This window comes from Dongia sp. agr-C8 (genome assembly GCF_054658695.1).
The window spans coordinates 12,629-33,245 of sequence record NZ_BAAGHZ010000002.1 but is presented as its reverse complement, the minus strand read 5'-3'; the positions used below and the strand labels follow the sequence as shown (position 1 = coordinate 33,245).

21 protein-coding genes are annotated in these 20,617 nt (G+C 65.2%); 16 read left to right on the top strand and 5 right to left on the bottom strand.

Features of this window, described 5'->3' with window-relative positions:
- The first annotated feature begins 6 nt into the window (after window positions 1-6).
- Genes ACYQ4T_RS07525 through ACYQ4T_RS07510 form a run of 4 tightly spaced genes read left to right on the top strand, consistent with a single transcriptional unit; the run spans window position 7 to window position 3,594 of the window.
- Window positions 7-768 carry an SDR family NAD(P)-dependent oxidoreductase gene (locus ACYQ4T_RS07525; RefSeq protein WP_459852134.1) on the top strand — a complete coding sequence of 254 codons (762 nt, stop codon included), beginning with the start codon at window positions 7-9 and terminating at the stop codon, window positions 766-768.
- A 13-nt stretch (window positions 769-781) separates the two neighbouring features.
- Window positions 782-1,555 (top strand): SDR family NAD(P)-dependent oxidoreductase, encoded by a 774-nt coding sequence (locus ACYQ4T_RS07520; RefSeq protein WP_459852132.1) that lies wholly within the window; start codon window positions 782-784, stop codon window positions 1,553-1,555.
- Window positions 1,556-1,572: 17 nt separating this feature from the next.
- Window positions 1,573-2,793, top strand: a complete 1,221-nt coding sequence (locus ACYQ4T_RS07515; RefSeq protein WP_459852129.1) for a mandelate racemase/muconate lactonizing enzyme family protein — start codon at window positions 1,573-1,575, stop codon at window positions 2,791-2,793.
- Window positions 2,794-2,799: 6 nt separating this feature from the next.
- Window positions 2,800-3,594 carry an SDR family NAD(P)-dependent oxidoreductase gene (locus ACYQ4T_RS07510; RefSeq protein WP_459852127.1) on the top strand — a complete coding sequence of 265 codons (795 nt, stop codon included), beginning with the start codon at window positions 2,800-2,802 and terminating at the stop codon, window positions 3,592-3,594.
- 2 nt (window positions 3,595-3,596) lie between these two features.
- Here ACYQ4T_RS07510 and ACYQ4T_RS07505 read toward each other — a convergent pair whose 3' ends face one another.
- Complete coding sequence (locus tag ACYQ4T_RS07505) at window positions 3,597-4,454, bottom strand: SMP-30/gluconolactonase/LRE family protein (protein ID WP_459852125.1); 858 nt, start codon at window positions 4,452-4,454, stop codon at window positions 3,597-3,599.
- 122 nt (window positions 4,455-4,576) lie between these two features.
- Here ACYQ4T_RS07505 and ACYQ4T_RS07500 point away from each other — a divergent pair, with 122 nt between their 5' ends.
- From ACYQ4T_RS07500 to ACYQ4T_RS07465, 8 genes are all read left to right on the top strand, one after another.
- Window positions 4,577-5,353: an SDR family NAD(P)-dependent oxidoreductase gene (locus ACYQ4T_RS07500; RefSeq protein ID WP_459852123.1), complete on the top strand. Its 777-nt coding sequence runs from the start codon at window positions 4,577-4,579 to the stop codon at window positions 5,351-5,353.
- Between the two features lie 28 nt (window positions 5,354-5,381).
- Window positions 5,382-6,713 carry an ABC transporter substrate-binding protein gene (locus tag ACYQ4T_RS07495; RefSeq protein WP_459852121.1) on the top strand — a complete coding sequence of 444 codons (1,332 nt, stop codon included), beginning with the start codon at window positions 5,382-5,384 and terminating at the stop codon, window positions 6,711-6,713.
- A 134-nt stretch (window positions 6,714-6,847) separates the two neighbouring features.
- Entirely contained in the window at window positions 6,848-7,729 is an 882-nt protein-coding gene (locus ACYQ4T_RS07490) for a carbohydrate ABC transporter permease (protein WP_459852119.1), read from the top strand.
- Window positions 7,726-8,592 (top strand): carbohydrate ABC transporter permease, encoded by an 867-nt coding sequence (locus tag ACYQ4T_RS07485; protein ID WP_459852117.1) that lies wholly within the window; start codon window positions 7,726-7,728, stop codon window positions 8,590-8,592. The genes ACYQ4T_RS07490 and ACYQ4T_RS07485 overlap by 4 nt, the downstream gene beginning before the upstream one ends.
- A complete protein-coding gene (locus ACYQ4T_RS07480) occupies window positions 8,589-9,530 on the top strand; it encodes an aldose epimerase family protein (RefSeq protein ID WP_459852115.1) in 942 nt (313 codons plus the stop codon). The genes ACYQ4T_RS07485 and ACYQ4T_RS07480 overlap by 4 nt, the downstream gene beginning before the upstream one ends.
- A gap of 66 nt (window positions 9,531-9,596) precedes the next feature.
- Window positions 9,597-10,457: a phytanoyl-CoA dioxygenase family protein gene (locus ACYQ4T_RS07475; RefSeq protein WP_459852113.1), complete on the top strand. Its 861-nt coding sequence runs from the start codon at window positions 9,597-9,599 to the stop codon at window positions 10,455-10,457.
- Window positions 10,458-10,538: 81 nt separating this feature from the next.
- Window positions 10,539-12,590, top strand: coding sequence for a hydantoinase/oxoprolinase family protein (locus ACYQ4T_RS07470; protein WP_459852111.1), 2,052 nt, complete (start codon window positions 10,539-10,541; stop codon window positions 12,588-12,590).
- A complete protein-coding gene (locus ACYQ4T_RS07465; protein WP_459852109.1) occupies window positions 12,587-14,194 on the top strand; it encodes a hydantoinase B/oxoprolinase family protein in 1,608 nt (535 codons plus the stop codon). Before ACYQ4T_RS07470 ends, ACYQ4T_RS07465 begins: the two co-directional genes overlap by 4 nt.
- 17 nt (window positions 14,195-14,211) lie before the next feature.
- Here ACYQ4T_RS07465 and ACYQ4T_RS07460 read toward each other — a convergent pair whose 3' ends face one another.
- Entirely contained in the window at window positions 14,212-14,817 is a 606-nt protein-coding gene (locus tag ACYQ4T_RS07460) for a hypothetical protein (RefSeq protein ID WP_459852107.1), read from the bottom strand.
- A gap of 359 nt (window positions 14,818-15,176) precedes the next feature.
- Here ACYQ4T_RS07460 and ACYQ4T_RS07455 point away from each other — a divergent pair, with 359 nt between their 5' ends.
- A complete protein-coding gene (locus ACYQ4T_RS07455) occupies window positions 15,177-15,494 on the top strand; it encodes a hypothetical protein (protein WP_459852105.1) in 318 nt (105 codons plus the stop codon).
- 16 nt (window positions 15,495-15,510) lie between these two features.
- On the opposite strand, the gene ACYQ4T_RS07450 is transcribed toward ACYQ4T_RS07455, so the two are convergent.
- The 3 genes from ACYQ4T_RS07450 to ACYQ4T_RS07440 form a co-directional block, all read right to left on the bottom strand.
- Window positions 15,511-15,684 carry a hypothetical protein gene (locus tag ACYQ4T_RS07450; protein ID WP_459852103.1) on the bottom strand — a complete coding sequence of 58 codons (174 nt, stop codon included), beginning with the start codon at window positions 15,682-15,684 and terminating at the stop codon, window positions 15,511-15,513.
- 348 nt (window positions 15,685-16,032) lie between these two features.
- Entirely contained in the window at window positions 16,033-16,392 is a 360-nt protein-coding gene (locus ACYQ4T_RS07445) for a hypothetical protein (protein ID WP_459852101.1), read from the bottom strand.
- Window positions 16,393-16,399: 7 nt separating this feature from the next.
- On the bottom strand, window positions 16,400-16,633 hold the full coding sequence (locus tag ACYQ4T_RS07440) for a DUF2934 domain-containing protein (protein ID WP_459852099.1): 234 nt from the start codon (window positions 16,631-16,633) through the stop codon (window positions 16,400-16,402).
- Between the two features lie 414 nt (window positions 16,634-17,047).
- On the opposite strand from ACYQ4T_RS07440, the gene ACYQ4T_RS07435 reads away from it, so the two are divergent.
- The 3 genes from ACYQ4T_RS07435 to ACYQ4T_RS07425 all read left to right on the top strand — a co-directional run bounded on the left by ACYQ4T_RS07435 (window position 17,048) and on the right by ACYQ4T_RS07425 (window position 20,617).
- Window positions 17,048-17,674, top strand: coding sequence for a DNA-3-methyladenine glycosylase (locus ACYQ4T_RS07435; RefSeq protein ID WP_459852097.1), 627 nt, complete (start codon window positions 17,048-17,050; stop codon window positions 17,672-17,674).
- 329 nt (window positions 17,675-18,003) lie between these two features.
- The gene (locus ACYQ4T_RS07430) at window positions 18,004-18,954 is read left to right on the top strand and encodes a sugar-binding protein (protein ID WP_459852095.1); all 951 of its coding nucleotides are present in this window, start codon (window positions 18,004-18,006) and stop codon (window positions 18,952-18,954) included.
- A 148-nt stretch (window positions 18,955-19,102) separates the two neighbouring features.
- Window positions 19,103-20,617, top strand: a complete 1,515-nt coding sequence (locus ACYQ4T_RS07425) for a sugar ABC transporter ATP-binding protein (RefSeq protein ID WP_459852093.1) — start codon at window positions 19,103-19,105, stop codon at window positions 20,615-20,617.

Below are 20,617 nucleotides of genomic sequence, written 5' to 3'. Positions count from 1 at the left end.
ACGGGCGTGGCAAGACTTCCGGGCAAGAAGGCGCTGGTCTATGGCGGCGGCACGGGCATCGGCTTTGCTTGCGCCGAAGCTATGGCCCGCGAGGGCGCCACCGTCTTCCTCTCCGGTCGCCGCGAGAAGGTGCTGGCCGAAGCGCGTGGCAGGCTGAAGCAGCGCGGCCGGGCCGGCTATGCCGCGGGCGATGCCACGCTGGCGGAGGACGTAGAGCGCGTGACCCGGACCGCCGCCGACTACATGGGCGGGATCGACACGATCGTGGTCAGCGCGGGTGCGGGCGGCAAAACGCCGATCTTCGACACGCCAGTCGAGGAGTTCAAACGCATCACCGACCATTCGTTGCTGCCGCCCTTCCTGGCGATGCGCTTCGGCGCCGAGCATTTGCTCAAAGCCAACGGCGCCTCGGTCATCGTCATCTCCTCGATGTTCGGCCTCACCGGACAGAAGGAACGCGCGGCCTACTGCGCCGGCAAGGCGGGCGTCATCGGACTGGTGAAATCCGCCGCCATGGATTTCGCCGACAAGAATGTGCGCGTGAATGCGATCTGCCCGGGCTTCATCGAGACCGATCTTGCCATCGAGGTCGCGAAACTCGAGCCGAACTGGGAAGAGGTCATCGAGTTCAAGCGCCGCATGCACCCGATCCCGCGGCCCGGCAGGCTGGAGGAGGTGGGCGAGCTCGCGGTCTATCTCGCCGGCGATCTCGCGGGCTTCATGACCGGCCAGGCGATCGCGCTCGACGGCGGCTTCACCACACGCTGAGGAGGATGGGCGAATGACGGGATTGCTCTCCGGCAAACGGGCCTATGTCACCGGCGGCTCCAGCGGCATCGGCGCCGCCATCGTGAAGACCTTCGCCGAGGAAGGCGCCAAGGTCGCGATCGGCGCTTCTACCCACGCGAAGGAAGCCGAGGCGATGGCGAAGGCGCTGCCGGGCGGCGGGCATCTGATCGTGAAGGCCGATCTCACCGACCGGAAGCAGATCGCGCGGGCCGCGCAGGAGGTGGTCGCGGGCCTGGGCGGGCTCGACATCTTCGTCCATTCGGCGGGCGTCGACGTGACTCAGACCGCGGTGACGCACGAGACCTCGGAAGCGCTCTGGGACAAGATGATGGACCTCCATCTCAACGCGGCTTTCTTTCTCTCCAAGGCGCTGATCCCGACCCTGCTCCAGGGCAACAAGCCGGCTTTGGTCTTCATCGGCTCGGTCTGCGGCCTGGTCGCCTGGGAGGGTGATGTCGCCTACAACGTCGCCAAGGCCGGGCTGCAGCATCTCGCGCGCTGCATCGCCTCGGATTATGCCAAGCGTGGCCTGCGCGCCAATGTGATCGCACCGGGTGTCATCGACACACCGCTCACCCGCAACTACGCCTCCGGCATGCCGGGCGGCGAGGCGGAAGGCCTGAAGACCCTGGCGGCGATGCACCCGCTCGGCCGGATCGCGGTGCCGCAGGAGATCGCCAGCGCCACGGCCTTCCTCGCCTCCGACCAGGCCTCCTTCATCACCGGAACCGTGTTGCCGATCGACGGCGGCCTGGTGAACGTTTGAACACGCAGGGAAAGAACATGCCGTTCCAGACCATCTCGCCGAAGCTCGAAGGCGCCGCGCCCAAGCTGAAGATCACCGATGTCGAATGCCATGTGCTGCTGGCGCCGGACTATGACGCCAGCTTCACCTCCTCGGCGCAGGACAGTTTCATCGTCATCATTCACACCGACGGCGGGGTCAGCGGCGTCGGCGAATGCGATGCCAATCCCTGGATGGCCAAGGCTTGCGTCGAGGCGCCCGGCACGCACACGATGGGCCTCTGCATCAAGGAGATGCTGATCGGCGAGGACCCGTTTCAGATCGGCGCGCTCTGGAAGAAGATGTATCTCGGCACCGCGATGAACGGCCGCCGCGGGATGGTGATCCATGCCATGAGCGCGGTGGACATGGCGCTCTGGGATCTCTGCGGCAAGGCGGTGGGCAAGCCGGTGCATGCGCTGCTGGGCGGCGCCACGCGCGACTTCATCACTCCCTATGCCTCGCTGCAGCCGGCCGGGCATCGCTTCGAGGAATATCGCGACGCGCTCTGCGCCTCCGCGGAGAAGGCCAAGGCGCTGGGCTTCAAGGCGATGAAGACCGAGATCACCATGAACGGCCCCTATGCCCATGGCGGCATGCGCGAAAGCTATGAGCGCCATACCGAGGTGCTGAAGGCGGTGCGCAAGACCATCGGCAACGACGTCACGCTCATGGTCGACGTGCAGTATCTCTGGGAGGACGCCGAAACCTGCCTGAGGACCGTGCAGGACTGGGGCGAGTACGACATCTATTTCCTGGAGACGCCGCTTTGGTCGGACAATGTCCATGAGATGGCGAAGCTGGTCGCCAAGGCGCCGATGAAGATCGCCTTCGGCGAATGGCTGGCGACCCGCTTCGAGTTCGAGGAACTGATGGACATCGGCAAGGTCCAGGTGGCGCAGCCCGATGTGGGGCGGGTCGGCGGGATCGGCGAGGCGACCATCGTCTGCGACATGGCGAAGGCGCGTGGCCGCACCATCGTGCCGCATTGCTGGAAGACCGGGATCTCGATCTCCGGCACGGCGCATATGGCCTTCGTCACCAACCACTGCGCCTTCATCGAATACCTGCCGCCGCAGCTCTGCGTGGAAAGGCTGCGCCGAGAGCTGGCGCATGAGGAACTGGAGTTCCGGCCCGACGGCACGATCCCGCTGCCGAAGAAGCCCGGCCTCGGCGTCGAGGTCGATTGGGACGTGGTGAAGAAGTATCGGGTGGCTTGAGGCGAGATGACGGAACGTCCTGCCAAGCGAATGGATGGACGCGTCGCGGTCGTGACCGGCGGCGCCCAAGGCATCGGCTTCGGCATCGCCCGCCGCTTCGCCGACGAGGGCGCGCATGTTGTGATCGCCGACATCAAGGAGGCGGCGGCCAAGGGCGCCGCGGCCAAGATCAACGCTGCGGGCGGCACCGCTTGCGGCTGCGCGGTCGATATCGGCGATGATGCCAGCGTCGCGGCCCTGGCGGCGAAGATCGAGGCCAAGCACGGCCGCTGCGAGATCCTGGTCAACAACGCCGCGATCTCCGACGGCACCGGGATCGAGAAGCTCACCATGGCGCGCTATCACGAAGTGATCCGGGTCAACCAGGATGGCGCCATCCGCATAACCCTCGCCTTCGTGCCGCTGCTGAAGAAGGGTGGGGAAGGGCGGCGCATCCTCAACATCGCCTCGATCATGGGCGTCCGCGGCTGGCCGGATGCGGTTCCCTATTCGACCGCGAAGGGCGCCATCGTCAATTTCACCCGGGCGCTGGCCTGCGATCTGGCGCCGCACGGCATCATGGTGAACGCGCTGGCGCCGGGCTTCGTCGATACGCCGATGTCGATCCAGCCGGATGGCAGCCACGAATACGATGCCGACTGGTTCCGCGACATCTATGTGAAATACGGCCGCATCCCGCTCCGGCGCTTCGGCAATCCCGACGACATGGCGGGGCCGGCCTTCTTCCTCTGCTCCGACGACGCGCGCTATGTCACCGGCCAGATCCTCATGGTCGACGGCGGCGCCTCGGCGACGTTCTGATGTCAGCCGATCTTCGGATATCGCATGGGCAGTCCGGGCACTTCCATCGGCGCCGAATGCACCGACCAGCCGCAGAGGCTGGCGATGATCAGGGTCTTCATGTCGGGGTCGCCGAAGGCGATGTTGGTCGGCGCCACCAGCATCAACTGCTCCCAGTCGTCATAGAGCGTGATGAGATCACCCTTCGCGGTGTAGCGGTAGATGATGTTGGGATTATAAAGCGAGATATAGAGATCGCCGCTCTGGTCGAAGGCAACTCCGTCCGGGACGGTGCGCGGCAGCTCGACCACGACGCTGCGCTTGCCGGCCGAGCCGTCGGCCTTGATCTCGACCTTGGAGATCAGCGGCGGCGAGGATTCGACGACATAGAGCGCCTTGCCGTCGGCCGCGAGACACATGCCGTTGGTGAAGCCGTTGGCGCTTCGATCCCAGATCTCGGCCTGTCCGCCGGGCGCGATCTTCCAGATCCAGCCGTTCTGCTTGCCCCAATCGCCGCTGTCCGAGACGTAGAGATTGCCGGCATCGTCGAACACCGGATAGTTCGGCACCCGCATCCGCTGTTCCGTATTGCCGTTGCAATAGACCGAGACCGCGCCTTGCGGCGTGATCCGGTTGACGCAGGGGCCGCGGTCGTTACAGGCATAGGTATTGCCGTCGGCGTCGTGCGCGAGGCCCAACAGGAATCCGCCTTCGACCTTGGCGATCTGTTCGCAGATCGAGTCATCGAGGCCCATGCGATAGAGCTGCCCTGCCTCGCCGCCGGCATAGACCCTTCCGTCCGGCCCCCAGGCGACCGCTTCCGGATGATCGAGGGCATGGCCGAGGTTGGTGAGCGTCGAAAGACTCCGCGGCGCCGTCATCGTTCCTATCTCCCTGATTTCGCACGGCTTGACCGCCGATTTCACCGGCAGCATAGTATTGTCCATCATATCAGAACAAGTTCCAGAATGCCGGAAAACGGCATCGAACAGGTCGAGGCATAATGGCGTTGCTGCAGGATCAGGTTTGCATCGTCACCGGCGCCGGGCAGGGGCTCGGGCGCTCGATCGCGCTCGAGATGGCGACGGAAGGCGCGACCGTGGTGCTGCTCGAGCGCAATGCCGATACCTTGGAGAAAACCGCGGCGGAGATCACCGCCGCAGGGCACAAGGCGATGCCCTATCGGCTCGACGTCACGGATTACGAGACCTATGGCAAGATCGTCGCCGACGTCGCCGCCAAACAGGGCAGGATCGACGTGCTGGTCAATAACGCGGCCATCAATCCCCCGTCGCTGACGATTCTCAACGACACGCTCGAGAACTGGCGCCGCACCATCGCGATCAATCTCGAATCCGTCTTCATGGGCTCGAAGCTCGTCGCGCCGCATATGGTGGCGAGGAAGCAGGGCCGGATCATCAGCGTCGCCTCGATCCAGGGCTTCGCCTCGTCGGGCGAGGTCGGGTCCTACAACGCCGCCAAGGGCGCGATCATCGCCTATACCCAGTCGATGGCGGTGGAATTGGGGCCGCACAACATCCTGGTCAACGCGGTGGCGCCGGGCTTCATGCGCACGCCGATGTCCTTCGTCAACGGCGTCGACGAGACGGAAACGCCCGATTTCATCGAATGGTATGTGAAGCGTGGCAAGATTCCGCTGCGCCGCACCGGCTTCCCCGAGGATGTCTCCGGCACGGTGATCTTCCTCGCCTCTTCTTATTGCCGCTACATGACCGGCCAACTGCTGGTGGTCGATGGCGGCTTGATGACGACGTTTTGAAACAAGAACCAACAGGAAGGCACGAACCATGACCAAGACGACGAACTTTTCGCGCCGCCGGCTGATGCAGGCTTCCGCGGCGCTCGGCGCCGGCGCTCTCGCCGGCAGTGCGTTCCCGGCCTGGCGCGCCCGCGCCGCCGAGGAGATGACCATGTGGTGGTGGGGCGAGCAGGAGCTGCCCGGCCTCCAGGGCTATGTCGATGAAGTGGTGAAGCGCTACACCGCCGCGACCGTGAAGCCGATGCTGCAGGACACCGCGGTGGTGATCTCGCAGTTCCAGACCGCGGCGGCGGCCGGCAATGCGCCGGACATCCAGTTCCTGTGGAACGGCATCTATCACATGGAGAGCGTCTGGCTCGGCTATCTGCAGAATCTCGACGGCCTCGTGAAGGACGACGTGATCAAGGCGTCGCAGCCGACTTTGCTCAGCAACTATGACGGCCATACCTATCGCCTTGGCTGGTATCCGCTGCCGATGATCTGGATCTACAACAAGGACATGTTCGAGAAGGCCGGGCTCGATCCGGAAGCGGCGCCGGAGACCTGGGACAGTTTCCTGGCCGCTTGCGAGAAGCTGAAATCTGCCGGCATGTCGCCGGTCGGCGGCGGCATCCAGGACGGCTATTGGGGCGAGTGGTTTTTCGGCCATGGCCTGGCGCAATGCGTGGATTCCCCCGGTCAGGCGGTCGAGCTCTTCACCGGTGAGCGCAGCTTCGAGGATCCGGCCTATCACGCGCCCTGGGTGAAGCTTGAAGAACTGAAGAAGGCCGGCTTCCTCAACCCGGAGATGTCCTCGACCGAGCTCTACCCGGGCATTGATCTCATCGTCGCCGGCAAGGTGGCGATGGGCGAATCGATCGGCTCGCGCATGCCGGCCGACAGCAAGGCGACCAACGGCAAGATCGGCGCCATGGTCATGCCGGTTTTCGGCAAGAGCAAGCTCGCCGGCAAGCCGATCTTCGACGCCCAGGGCATCGGCATCTCCAAGGATGCCAAGGACCCGAAGGCCGCGGCCGCCTTCCTCGAGTTCATGCAGGCGCCGGAGCAGCTGGCACTGCTGCACGAGAAGACCGGATGGCTGCCGTCCAACAGCACCTTCGACACCTCGGTCATCACCGATCCTTCGGTGGTGGCGATGTGGAAGCGCTGGGGCCAGGGCGAGAACATCCCCTATGTCGCCAACGTGGTGCCGGGGCAGTGGTACGAGCAGGCGCTGTTGCCGGCCGGCCAGCAGGTGGTCGCCGGCAAGATCACCGGCACCGAAGCCGGCGCGCTCGCCGCCAAGGTCGCCAAGGAATGGCGCGACTTCAACCCGGACATGGTCGATCACTACAAGAAGTGGGCGAAGGATCTCGGCTGAGAGTTCGCATCCTCCAGCCAAACAAAGTACCGTCATGCCCGGGCTTGGCCCGGGCATCCACGAGTTACTTCTTAGAGACATGAACTCAGGGATCCCCGGGCCAAGCCCGGGGATGACGACCGAGTGGAACACGGATGGACCAGACCTCGCGCCTGAAGCCCTATCTCTACATCGCGCCGCTGCTGGCCCTGCTGCTGTTCGTGTTCGGCTATCCGCTGGTGCAGATCTTCGAGTATTCGTTCAAGCAGATCCGCGGCATCGACGGGCCTTGGATCGGCTTGCGGAACTACGAGCTCATCTTCGGCCAGGACCTGTTCTGGGAGGCGGTGCGGCACAACCTGATGCTGCTGGTCGCGATCCCGATCATGGTGGCCTGGTCGCTGCTGATCGCGATCCTGCTCTATGACCGGCTGAAGGGCTGGAAACTCTACCGGATCGTGATCTTCGTGCCTTACATCCTGGCGGTGCCGATCATCGCCGCGATCATGAAGAAGATGTTCCAGTTCAACGGCCCAGTGAACGAGGCCTTGCGCTGGCTCGGTGCGGATTTCCTGGCGCTGGACTGGATCGGCAATTCGGACTACGCGCTCTGGACCGTGATGCTGCTGATCATTTGGCGCGAGGCGGCGCTCGGCATCGTGCTGTTCCTGGCGCGCCTGCTCAATCTCGATGAATCGCTGCTGGAGGCGTCGCGGCTCGACGGCGCCAACTGGTGGCAGCGGGTGCGCTACATCATCCTGCCGCAGATGCGGGTGGTGATCGAGTTCTACGTGGTCGTCAGCGTCATCACCATGCTCTCTTCGGTCTTCGCCTATGTCTACATCATGGGCGGCGGGCGCGGCGGGCCGGGCACCTCGACCATGGTGGTCGAGCTCTACATCTTCGGCGCGGTGGTACGGCAGAACCTGCCCGGCATCGCCTCCGCAGTCTCGGTGCTGCTGTTCCTGGTCTCGCTGCTGCTGATCGTGCCGCTGTTCGCGGTGCGGCGCCGCGCCAACGAGGAGGAAGTGGCATGACGGCCGAGACGCCCGTGAAGACCGCCGCGCCGCCCGCGCCTGCGCTGGTCGGCGTCGATACCGTGTTGAAGCAGGTCGTGCTGCTGATCGCCGTCTTCATCGCCCTGGTGCCGACCATTTTCATGATCATGACGGCGCTGAAAAGCGACGAGGAATACACCTTCAACAAGGTCGGCTTCCCCCAGGCCCTGGTCTTCGACCATTTCAACATGGTGCTGTTCGACAGCCCGTTCTTCCACTGGATGTTGAACAGCGCGATCCTCGCCGGCGGATCGGTGCTGCTGAGTTCGGCGGTCTCCTGCCTCGGCGCCTATGCGATCGCGCGGATGCAGTTCAAGGGCCGCAACCTGCTGTTCTCGATCTCGGTCGCGCTGATGGCGATCCCGCCGGTGGTGATGATCGTGCCGCTCTTCGTGCTCTATTCAAGGATCGGGCTGATCAGCACCTATGAGGGTGCCATCCTGATCTATGCCGGCCTGATCACGCCCTTCTCGGTCTATCTGCTCACCACCTTCTTCCGTACCCTGCCGAAGGAGCTGTTCGAGGCGGCGCGGATGGACGGGGCGGGCGATTTCCTGATCCTCTGGCGGATCGTCCTGCCGCTGTCCTTGCCGGCGCTGCTGACCTTGCTGGTGGTGAACGCGCTCTATGTCTGGAACGACCTGCTGATCGCCATCATCTTCCTGCAGGACGACGCCAAGCGCACCCTGATGGCCGGGATCAGCGTGTTCCAGGGCCGCTACGAGAACCAGATCCCGCTGGTCATGGCGGGGATGGCGATCGGCAGTGCGCCGATGATCATCCTCTACATCGCCTTCCAGAAATATTTCATCCGCGGCCTGATGGCGGGCGCGATCAAATGACCGAGCCGATCCGGCTCGAGACGGCGGATCTCCGAGTCACCGTCGATCCGCAGCTCGGCGGAACCGTCACCTCCGTGGTGCACAAGGCGGAAGGCCTGTCGGTCCTCGGCACCGTGCCGTGGAAGCCACTGCCGGGCCCGGCCGCGACGGTTGCGGCGCCCGACGAGAGTGTCTGGCTGACCTACTACTCGGGTGGCTGGCCGCTGCTGTTCCCCAATGGCGGCGATGCCTGCAGCTTCGACGGCGTGCTCCATGGCTTCCACGGCGAAGCCTCGCTGGCGGTCTGGGACGTTGATCGAGTCTCCGAGCGCCTCCGCCTGCGCCGGCGCTTCGAGACGGTGCCGGTCGAGATGCAGCGCGATTTCGTCGTCGAGGGCGAGTCTCTGACGATCCGAGAGACGATTACCTCGCACGGCAAGCATCCGCTCGCTGTCATGTGGGGGCATCATCCGAGCTTCGGCTCCGACCTTCTCGCCGCGCCCTTCGAGATCGGGTGCGGTGCGCGGCGGGTCGCGGTCGATGATCGGTTCGATCCTCCCCTCAATCCGCTCAAACCCGGTGTCGGCGCGGACTGGCCGGTTGTCCCGGGCAAGGCCGCGCCCTATCGCCTCGACCATCCACATGTGCCGATGACGGCGATGGCGTATCTTCTGGATTTTGCCAAGCCCTGGGCTTCGATCCGGCGGCTGGATGGCGCGATCGCGGTCACGCTGACCTGGGACGAGGCGGTCTTCCCCTGTGCCTGGCTGTGGATCGAGCTCGAAGGCACACCGGAGCCGCCCTGGTCGGGCAGGACGCGGCTGATCGGGATCGAGCCCAACACGACCTGGCCCGGCAATGGGCTGGCGGATGTCCATCGCCGCGATGGCCCGCTGCTGACCCTGCATCCGCGCCGGACGGTGTCGGCCTGGGTGCGGTTGAAGGTGTTCAAGCCTTGACTTTGGGGATGGAGATGAGCGAGCGCCTGCGCGATATTGGACATCCACCTCTTACCAGGATCTGCCATGCCCGATGAGTCCTTGGCACCGAGACAGAAGCAGTTCGCCTTGACCGCAGCGGAGATCGCCGAATACCAGAAGAACGGCGTGCTCTATCCGCGCCCGGCCGTCAGCGCGGCCTCGGCGCAGGGCATGCTGGAGAAGTTCGAGGCATTGGAGCGCAAGGAGGGCGGGCGCCTCTCGAAGCGCACCAACCACAAGCCGCATCTGCTGCTGACCTGGCTGGCCGATCTCGTGCGGCATCCGGTCATCCTCGACCAGATCGAGAGCCTGCTCGGGCCGAACCTGCTCTGCTGGGCCTCGGACTTCTTCAGCAAAAGTCCGGACGACGGCATGCGCGTCACCTGGCACCAGGATTCCACCTATTGGGGGCTCTCCAAGCCCGACATCGTCACCGCCTGGGTCGCCTTCACCCCGAGCACGGTCGAAAGCGGCTGCCTCCGCGTCGTGCCCGGCAGCCATCTGCGGGACCAGCTGCCGCATGGTGATACCTTCGCCGCCGACAACATGCTGAGTCGTGGCCAGGAGATCCAGGTCAAGGTCGATGAGCGCGATGCGGTCGATGTCGTGCTGCAGCCGGGGCAGATGTCGCTGCACCACGTCCGCCTGATCCATGGTTCGGAGCCGAACCGCGCCGCTCATCGCCGCATCGGCTTTGCGATCCGCTATCTGCCAACCAGCGTGCGCCAGACCAGCGGCATGCGCGACACCGCCATGCTGGTGCGCGGCGTGGACAGCTTCGGGCATTTCGATCCGGAGCCGGTTCCGGTGGCCGATTTCCACCCGGATGCCGTCGCCTTCCACGCCAAGAGCTACGAGGACACGACGCGAATTCTCTATGCCGGCGCCGCAAAGCGACCAAGCTAGGGGTTTGAGCACGGTCATCGGATCTGCGATCATGGCCGTCGGCCGAAAGACCAGAGCAAGCCGTCGTTGGGGGATTGAAGCGTGTTGGCAGTCGCAGCCGATGTCGGCGGCACCTTTACGGACCTGATCCTCGTCGATTCCGAGCGCAATCTGGTTCTGGTGGACAAGGTATCCTCGGGCGCCCGCGGCACCGCGGGCAGCATCGTCGACGGGCTCGCGCGGATCACCGGCCGGACCGAGGCGCGCATCGCCGACATCGACCTCTTCGTGCACGGCTTCACGGTGGCGACCAACGCCTTCCTGATGCGGAGCGGCGCGCGCGTCGCCCTGGTCACCACCAAGGGCTTTGCCGATGTGCTTCATATCGGCAATCAGGTCCGGCCGCAGACCTATGCGCTGTTTCAGACGAAACCGGCGCCGCTGGTCGATCGCGGCATGGTCGTCGAGGTGGATGAACGCGTCGATGCCCAAGGTGGGATCGTGCGCCCCCTGGACGATGCCGCCATTGCCGCGGCCGTCGCTCGGATTCGTTCGCTCGGCGCCGATGCGGTCGCGATCTCGCTGATGTTCTCCTTCCTGAACGGCACGCATGAGGCAAGGCTGGCGCAGGCGATCCGCGCGGCTTTGCCCGGTTGCCCGGTCTATGTCTCGCACGAGGTCAATCCCCAGCAGGAGGAATGGCAGCGCGCCAGCACCACGGCGATCACCGCCTATCTCGGGCCGATCGTCGGACGCTATCTCGATGACCTCGAGACGCGTCTCGACGGTGAGACCTTTCGCGGCAGTCTTCGCCTGATGCGATCGGACGGCGGCGTGGCGACGTCGCGTGCAGCCCGCCAGAGTCCGGGGCATATGCTGACCTCCGGCCTTGCGGGCGGTGTCATGGCCGCCACCCGGCTCTGCGCGGATCTTGATATCGGGCAGGCGATCACGCTCGATGTCGGCGGTACCTCGGCCGACCATGCCATCATCACCGCCGGGCAGCCCGGCCGGCGCACCGCCGGGGTCATCGACGGTCAGCCGATCCGCCTGCCGGCGATCGATGTGGAGACCTTGTCCAACGGCGGCGGCTCGATCGCCTGGGTCGATATCGGCGGAGCGCTGCGGGTGGGACCGCTCTCGGCCGGCGCGGTGCCGGGCCCGGCCTGTACCGGCCGCGGCGGCACCGAGCCCACGGTCACCGATGCCGCGCTGGTCCTTGGATGGCTCGGCGCGGAGGATTATCTCGGCGGTGAGATCCGGCTCGACGCCGGCTTGGCGCGCGCGGCGATTGGCCGACAAGTCGCCGAGCCGCTCGGTATATCGGTTGACGCGGCGGCGCAGGGCATCATCCGCGTCGCCAATGCCCAACTGGCGCAGGCCTTCCGCGCTATCACCTCGGCCCGTGGCCTTGATCTCCGCGACTTCCATCTCGTCGCCTTCGGCGGGGCCGGGCCGCTCTACGGCAGCATGCTGGCGCGCGAGCTCGGCATGCGCGGGGTGGTGGTGCCGCAATATCCCGGCGTGTTCGCGGCCGAAGGCCTGCTCGCCACCGATATCCGGCATGTCGATCAGCGGGCGTTCCGTGCCTTGCTGGGCCAGGTCGATCGCAAGGCGCTGGCCGCCGCTTTGGCATCGCTGCATGACGCACTCGAAGCCGAGCTGGAGGCGGACGGCGTTCCGGCCGAGCGGCGCCGTTTCACCATCCTGCTTGACCTGCGCTACCGCGGGCAGTTTCACGAGCTTGCCGTCGAGGTGCCGCAGGCGCTGCTCGACGACTTCGATCCGGTCGCCATCGCCGGGCTGTTTCACGACCGCCACCGGGCGACCTTCGGTCACAGCGACCGCGGCCGCGCGGTCGAGGTCGTCAACCTGCGCGCCGAGATGCTGGGCGAGATGGGCCAGGTCCGCCCGCCCGAAGTCGCGGGGGAAGACGCAGCTGCCGCGGGCGAACGACGGCGTGCGGTGCTGTTCCTGGATTCACCCGCGGCGGTCGAGGTCCCGGTCGTCCACCGCGCGACGGTGAATGCCAAGGGCAGCCAAGAAGGCCCGGCGATCATCGTGCAACGGGACAGCACGACGGTGCTGCTGGCAGGGCAGGTGGCGCGGGTCGCCGCGCGGGGCGCGCTCATCGTGGCGGAGGTGAAGCCATGACCGAACGGCTTTCGGATATCGACCGCGACGTCTTCCAGCACGAGATCATCGCCGCGGCCGAGGAGATGTCCGCGGTCCTGCGCCGCTCGGCCTTCTCGCCGATCATCTGGGACATGATCGACTATGCCTGCGGCATTCTCGATCCCGAGGGCAACATGGTGGCCCAGGCGCCGACCATCCCGGCGCAATTGGGCATCATGCCGATGGCGTTTCGCGAGACGGTGAAGGCGATCCCGCTTTCAGAGTGGCGGGCAGGCGACGTCGTCGTCTGCAACGATCCCTATGCCGGATGCACACATACCCCGGACATCGTGATGTTCGCGCCGGTCTTCGCCGATGGGGCGCTGGTCGCGATTGCGTCCTCGATCGCGCACCACATCGACGTCGGCGGTCGGGTGCCGGGCACCGAATCCGCGACCGCCGTGGAGATCTACGAGGAGGGCTTGCTCATTCCGCCGCTGAAGGCGATCGACCAGGGCAGGCGGAATGAAACTTTCTTCAAGATATTTGCCCGCAACGTGCGCGATCCGCACGCGTCGCTCGGCGACCTCGACGCGCAGATGGCCGCCTGCAACGTCGGCGCCAGGTCTATTGTCCGGCTGATCGAAAAATACGGCATTCCGGGGTTTGCGTTGCGTTGCGGCGCGATCGCCGATTATGCCGAGACCGTGCTCACACGAGTGCTGCTCGGATATGAAGGTGCGCAGGCTGAAGCCACCGTGCTGATGGAGGACGATGCGGCATCCGAGGAACCGATGCAGCTTCGCGTCGGCGTCGCGATCCGCAACGGCCGCATTGCCCTGGACTTTTCCGGCACCAGCGACCAGCGCCAGAACGGCCTCAACAATCCGATCGCGAGCACGATCTCGATGGTCTGCTATGCCGTCAAAGTCGTGTTCACGCCGGACCTGCCGCAGAATGAGGGCTTCAATCGGTCGCTTTCGATCTCGGTACCGGAAGGATCCATTCTCAATCCGAGAGCACCGGCGGCCGTGTCGGTGCGGCACCTGACGCAACAAGCGGTCGCCGACGTCGTGCTGAAGGCGCTGGCCGAGATCGCACCGGACAAGTCGATCGCCGGCACCCAGATCTCGTTTCCGACCTTCGTCGTCGGCGGGCTGGACACCCGAGCCGCCGCCGTCGGCCAGGCGCCGTACTTCGTCACTTGCGACATCATCGGCGGCGGCATGGGCGCGTCGCAGTTCGGCCCCGGCCTGGATGCGGTCGATACCCATGGCGGCAACTGCGCGCTGCTTTCGGCGGAGGTGATGGAGCTGACCGCGCCGGTGCGGGTCACCCGCACCACGCTGATCGCGGATTCCGGCGGAGGCGGCCAACATCGCGGCGGTGCCGCGATCGAACGAGAATACGAGATGCTCTGCGACGGCCTCTCGCTCTCCGGCTATCTGCAGCAGACCCGGGCCGAGACCGCCCCTTGGGGTCTCGCCGGCGGCGATCCCGGTGCCCCCGGCAAGGCGACACTGGAAACCAACGGCACCGGTCCGAAGCCGATCCCGAGCAAGTTCGTGGCTATCCGCGTCGATAAGGGCGATCGCCTGGTCTTGCGCTCCGCCGGCGGGGGTGGCTGGGGCCGGGCGAAGTAGGCGAGGCCGGCCGCTGGTCAGGCGGCGCGCGGCTGGCGCCGTGCCTTTGCGCCCAGCAGGCCGAGCCCGGCCAAAGCCGTCGCAAACAGCAGCACCGGCGCCGGGATCGGCGTGACGGTTGGGGGCACCAGGGTCAGTTTGGCGAAGTTCATGGTCGTCAGACCATAGACGGTGAACCCACCATTGGCGGCGCGGCCACAGATGAACGGCGTCGCAACGCCGATGCACACAGTGTTCCCCGAGTTGGCGAGGGCAACGGCCAGCGCAAACGTGCTGTTGCCGCCGGATGGATTGGGGCTGCTCAAGGTATCGAAGGAAAAGAACGAGGGCAGGCCGCTGCTGTGGAGCTGGAACGAACCGTTCGGCTGGATGAGTGTCAGCGTCAGCTGGAAGGCCATCAGTCCGGCTGAGTTCATCAGGCCATTCGGCTCGACCGATCCGGTGAAGCTGCCCTGCACGGTCGCGGTCCCGGCGAAGTTGCCCGGGTCGGCGTAGCCGTCCTGAAAGAAGGAATAGGTGCTGATCGTCGCGGCTTCGCTGCGCATCGAACCGGCAAAAATTCCCAGGATCGCGAACAGGCCGAACAGCGTTGCACCCCCGCGGCGCCGGATCGCTTGGCCCAAGCGGCGACGAGCGGCGGACCGGCCGGCGCAACCTCTTGCAGACATTGTGATTCCCCCACTGGACCCAACTCTCGGTAGCTCACCCTACATGAAGCCCGGCGGCGCGAACAAGGCCAGCGCCCCGAACCAGGATGGGCCAGCCGGTGCCGCGCTTCGCGCGAGGCTGCAGTGACATCCATCACCGCGGGCAAAGAAGTCTCCGGAGTCATCGCGCCTCGGCCTCTCTCCACACACCCGCATGGTTGCGCTGCGATTGACCGCTCGAACCGGGATGCGCAGGTTTGCGTCCATGTGCAACGCCCTTGGCGGCGTCCGTGGGGAGGCAACGAAGGCAGAGAGCAGATCACGGTCGGACCATCATGCGTGACGATATCGATAGCAGTGGCTTGGACCGGGGCATCGTCTCGGTCGCGGATAATGCGATCTGGGACGATCGTCTCGGCGTGTTCCGGGTGAAGATTCAAGGCAACCGCGACGTCGGCTCGATCACGATCCTGCGCAGCGCGAAGCTGCCGATTTCGCATCTCGACGCCAGCGCCCCGGCGCGCAAGACCAGGCTGGGATCGTTCCTGCGCACCCGTCTGGAGATCGAGGTCAATGCCGCGATCCAGCGCGGCGAGCGCCAGATCGAGGAATGCGTGACGCTCCTGTCGCGCGAAGATTCGACGCAACGTTGATACGGCGTGCGCAGGCTCATTCTGGCGTTGCGCGGAGGTGTCGCGCCACGGCCCAGACCACGATGCCGGCGAAGAGCAGAAACAAGACCGCCGCCAGGGCGATGCGGGCCGCGATATAGAGTAAGACCGCGCCGACCAGCAGCCCCAGAGCGGCCAGCGCCGCGATGATGGAAAAGAGCGTGGTCTTCATCCTGTCGGCTCCGGATCGTTTCACCCCGGTGAGCGGCCTGGCCGAGCGCTGACCTCGGAGACGGCACCCTGAGCAAAGAAATAACCCCTCCGCCGGGGAAGCGGAGGGGTCAGGTCGAGACCATGTAATGCGCCGCAGAATCGGGCAGGGGATGCACCGGGCTGCGGCCCCTGGTTCGCCAGGGAGACGGTCAAGGCTGGGGACCGCCGCGCGCCGGAGGGGAGTCCGTCGCGTCCAATCGGAACTGACCGTCCAAGAGGATCCAACACCGTTCCGCTGCGTTCGTTCCGCGGGCGGGAGAAATCGGCGCGATTCGGAGCAAACCCGGCGTGCGCCGGGGGCGGCCAGCTAGGCGTTTGCGCTGGACCGCATCGGCCCGGCGAGCACCATCACGCTCGAAGCGTCGAACTCATCGAGCGGCGGTCCGGCATCGTCGGGAAGCAGCTTGGCGAAGTAGAGCTTCTCGTCGATGAAGCCGGCATTCATGCTGGGGCTCTCGTTGCCGACCGGAACCAAGCGGCGCTGGCGCAGAGCCCAGCGCTCCGCCTCCAGCCGGGCAAAAGCGGCACTCGGCGCCGCGACCACCAACTGCCAGATGTCCCGGCCTTGCCACCAGGGATCATCGGAGGCGGCGTTGGGCTCGATCAGCCAGCGCTGGTTGCCCCGCGCATCCTGGCGTGCCTCACGTTTTTGGAGGGCTTCGCGCATTGTCTTGTCAGCTGCCGCGCAAGGGGCCGGCCGGACGGATATCGCCGAGGCTGTTGCCTTCGCTAGCCGGCGCAATGTCAACGCCGGGTCCCTTCCCGGTCTTCTTGCGCTTATGTTGGTCAGCGTCGATCAACCGCGCGGCCTTCATCCAGTGCTCATCCATTGCCTCGCCTTCGGGTCGGCCCGCTTCTTCCCAGAGCGCCTGGGCCTTGGCGCGGATGCGATCCTCCCGGTTGTCCATGGGATATCCTCCGGCAATTTGTGGAAGTCACCCAGTCAACCCCGGTATCGGCGGCTCTGTTCCCTCAGCTTTTCGGCGGCAGATTCGGGTCCGCAACAGATCCGTTGACACGGGCCAGGGTCCGATCCGGCACGCGGTGTCCGGTTTCATTATCGTTCGCCGTGATACGGCGCGGCGGCTCGGCACGTTCCCGCGGCTTGAGCCAACCTGCCTCTTCATCGTTATAGGGCCACATAGGAAGACCTCCATTGGTTTTGGCGGTTCTTCCTCCCAGAAGCGCGGTCTGATGCTGCGCTGCACAATGATATAGGGACATGCCCCCGAGTTTCAATCCGGGATCTGGGCGGCGGCGGATTGCCGCGCGGCGCGCCCACGTGCTAACCCGCCCGGGCTGGAAGCCCTTGTGACAAAGCGATGAAAGCCGGCCCCTATACCCTGCGGCGTCTGACCCGCGCGCAGTTGCCGCGCGACACGGTGGCGCTGGCGCGATTCCTGATCGGCAAGGTCGTGGTCCGCGATCTGCCGGAAGCGGGATGTCTCGTCGGGCGGATCGTCGAGACCGAGGCCTATATCCAAGGCGATGCCGCCTGCCACGCATTCAATGGAATGACGCCGCGTAACCGTTCGCTCTTCCTCCGCCATGGGCACGCCTACGTCTATGTCGCCTATGGCACGGCTTGGATGCTGAACGTCTCGAGCGAGGCAGAGGGTGTCGGGTCGGGCGTCCTGATCCGGGCGCTCGAACCGCTGCTGGGGACGGAGCCGATGGCGCGCCATCGCGGCACCGAGAAGGCGCGCGACCTGCTGCGCGGACCCGGGCGCATCGCTCAGGCCATGCGGATCGACCGGGCGCTGGACGGCCTCGATCTCACCCGGGACAAGCGGCTGTGGCTTGGGGTAGAGGCCAAGAGCGAAAGCACTTCGCCCGCAAAGCTCGGAGTGAGCACGCGCATCGGCCTCACCAAGGATGCGCATCGGCGGCTGCGATTTTTTTTGAAGGGCAGCCCCTATGTCAGCGGGCCGGCGTGGCTCAATCGCTGATTCTCACGCCTTTCAGCGCCGATAGGGGTGGTTTACCGATAGCGCGAATTTGTTCGTCATCGCTCCGACGTGATGCCCGGGTCTCCTTTTGCGGATGCACAAATGTTGCGGCGCCACTTGTGCGCTCACAGCGGCCTTGTCTTCGGCCGGGGATTTGTATTTAAGTAAGACAAATAGATAAGCGTTCGAACCAAAAAACCGGGACGCAATAACAGGGGAGTGCAAGTTGGCGGCGACAGCGCCGCGATCAAGCGATCCAACGTCGCAAGAAACTCGACCGGTCACATTCAAACTCTCTGGTCAAAAAACTCTGTGGGAGGAGTCACGACATGAAGCGTATCGCATCCACCGCCATTGCCCTGGCTTTGGGCCTCGCCTTCGCCGGCGCAGCGCATGCCGAGGACAAGAAGACCCTGGCCTTCGTGGTCAACGGCGCGTCCGATTTCTGGAAGGCCGCCGAAGCCGGCGTGAAGGCTGCGCAAGCCGAGCTGCCGAACTACGAGCTCGTGCTGAAGTATCCCGAGCAGTCCTCCGCGGCGATCCAGATCCGCCTGATGGACGATCTGGTCGCTTCGGGTGTCGCCGCCATCATGGTCAGCGCCGTCGATCCGAAGACCGAAAGCGATGCACTGAATCGCATCGGCCAGCAGGTCGCTCTCGCCACCACTGATTCCGATGCGCCGCAGACCAGCCGCATCGCCTATATCGGCTCCTCCAACACCGACGCCGGCAAGCAGGCCGGCGAGCTGGTGCTGAAGGCGCTCCCCGACGGCGGCAAGTGCATGGGCTTCGTCGGACTCCTGGGCGCGGATAACGCGAAGGAACGCATCCAGGGCGTGAAGGACGTAATCGCCGGCTCCAAAGTCGAGCTGGTGGACGTTCGCGGCGACGACATCGACTTCACGCGCGCCAAGCGCAATGTCGAGGACACGCTGACCGCGAACCCCGATATCAACTGCATGATCGGCTTCTATTCGTATAACACGCCGAAGATCTACGAGGCGCTGAAGGAAGCCGGCCAACTCGGCAAGATCAAGGTGATCGGCTTCGACGAGGACCCGACGACCCTGGGCGGCGTCCGCGAGGGCACCATCATCGGCACCGTTGTGCAGCAGCCCTATGAGTGGGGCTACCAGGGCATGAAGTACCTGGCCAAGTATCTGGAAGGGGACAAGTCCTGGATTCCGGAGAACAAGCTGCTGATCGTCCCGACCAAGATCATCGACAAGACCAATGTCGATGAATTCGAGGCGGAACTGAAGAAGCGCCAAGGCAAGTAACGGTGCGTAAGTAAGCCTGACCGAGTGACTTGGGGGCCGGTGCCGGCGACGGCACCGGCCCTTTCGTTGCAATAAAGCCGCTTCTCTGCTTCCATTCCGACCAGGCGATCAGAAGACTCCGACTCCTTAGAATTCTACCAGGGCACTCATGGGCCAACCGAACGATCCGTTTCTGGAGCTGAACGGGATCAGCAAGACCTATCCCGGTGTCGTCGCGCTGAGCGATGTCAGCCTCGCGGTCGGCCGTGGCGAGATCGTCGGCCTGATCGGCGAGAACGGGGCGGGAAAGTCCACCTTGATGAAGGTGCTGGGCGGCGTGATTGCGCCCAGCACGGGCACCATCAAGGTCGACGGCCGCGAGCACGCGGCGCTGACCGTGAACGAGGCGATCAAGAGCGGCATCGCCTTCGTCCACCAGGAACTCAACCTGTTCGACAATCTCGACGTCGCCGGCAATGTCTTCATCGGCCGCGAGCCGCTCTATGGCGGCCCGCTTAAGCTCCTGGACAAGAAGAAGCTGCACGACCAGGTGCGGCCGCTGCTGAAGAAACTCGGCGTCGATTTCGCCCCGGACACAATGGTCGCGGATCTATCACTGGCCCAGCGCCAGCTCCTGGAGATCGCCAAGGCGCTCTCGCTGGATGCGCGGCTGGTGATCATGGACGAGCCGACCTCGAGCCTCACCCTGTCCGAGACCGAGCGCCTGCTGGCGGTGATGAACGACCTCCGCGCCGACGGCGTCAGCATCATCTTCATCTCGCATCGCTTGAACGAGGTGAAGTCCTGCGTCGATCGTGTGGTGGTGCTGCGCGACGGGCGCATGGTGGGCGCGCTCGACCGCGAGGCGGCACGGCCGGAGGCGATGATCCGGCTGATGATCGGCCGGGACCTGAAATCGCTCTACATCCCGCCGCAGGTGGCGCCCGGCGACCCGGCCCTAGAGATCGTCGATTTTCGCACCACGACATTTCCCAACCATCCGGTCAGCCTCAGTCTGCGGCGCGGCGAGATTCTGGGCCTTGCCGGCCTGGTCGGCGCCGGGCGGACGGAGCTCGCCCGCGCAGTGTTCGGCATCGATCGGCCGGTCGGCGGCAGCTTGAAGTTCAGTGGCCAGGCCGCCGCGATCAATACCCCGCGGGACGCCATCGACCGCGGCCTGTTCCTGGTTCCCGAGGACCGCAAGCAGGCCGGCCTGCATCTCGACTTCTCTCTCACCGAGAACATCTCGCTGCCGGACCTGAAGCGCTACGCGCCGGGCCTGCTGATCAGCAACACGGCGGAAGCGAAGAACGCTGAGGCCCAGAAGCGGCGCCTCAACATCAAGGCGTTCGACGTCGGGACTGGTGCCGGCACGCTCTCCGGCGGCAACCAGCAGAAGATCGTGCTGGCGAAATGGCTGTCGATGAAACCCAGTGTCATCATCTTCGACGAGCCGACCCGCGGCATCGACGTCGGCGCCAAGAGCGAAATCTACCAGCTGATGCGCAACCTCGCCGATTCCGGCGTCGCGGTGCTGATGATCTCCTCCGATATGGAGGAGGTGATCGGCGTCAGCGACCGCATGGCGGTGATGCATGAGGGCGCGATCAGCGGCTTCCTGGAACGCGACCGGTTCAGCGAGCACAACGTGCTGCAGCTGGCGGTCGGCAAGCACCTGAATTGA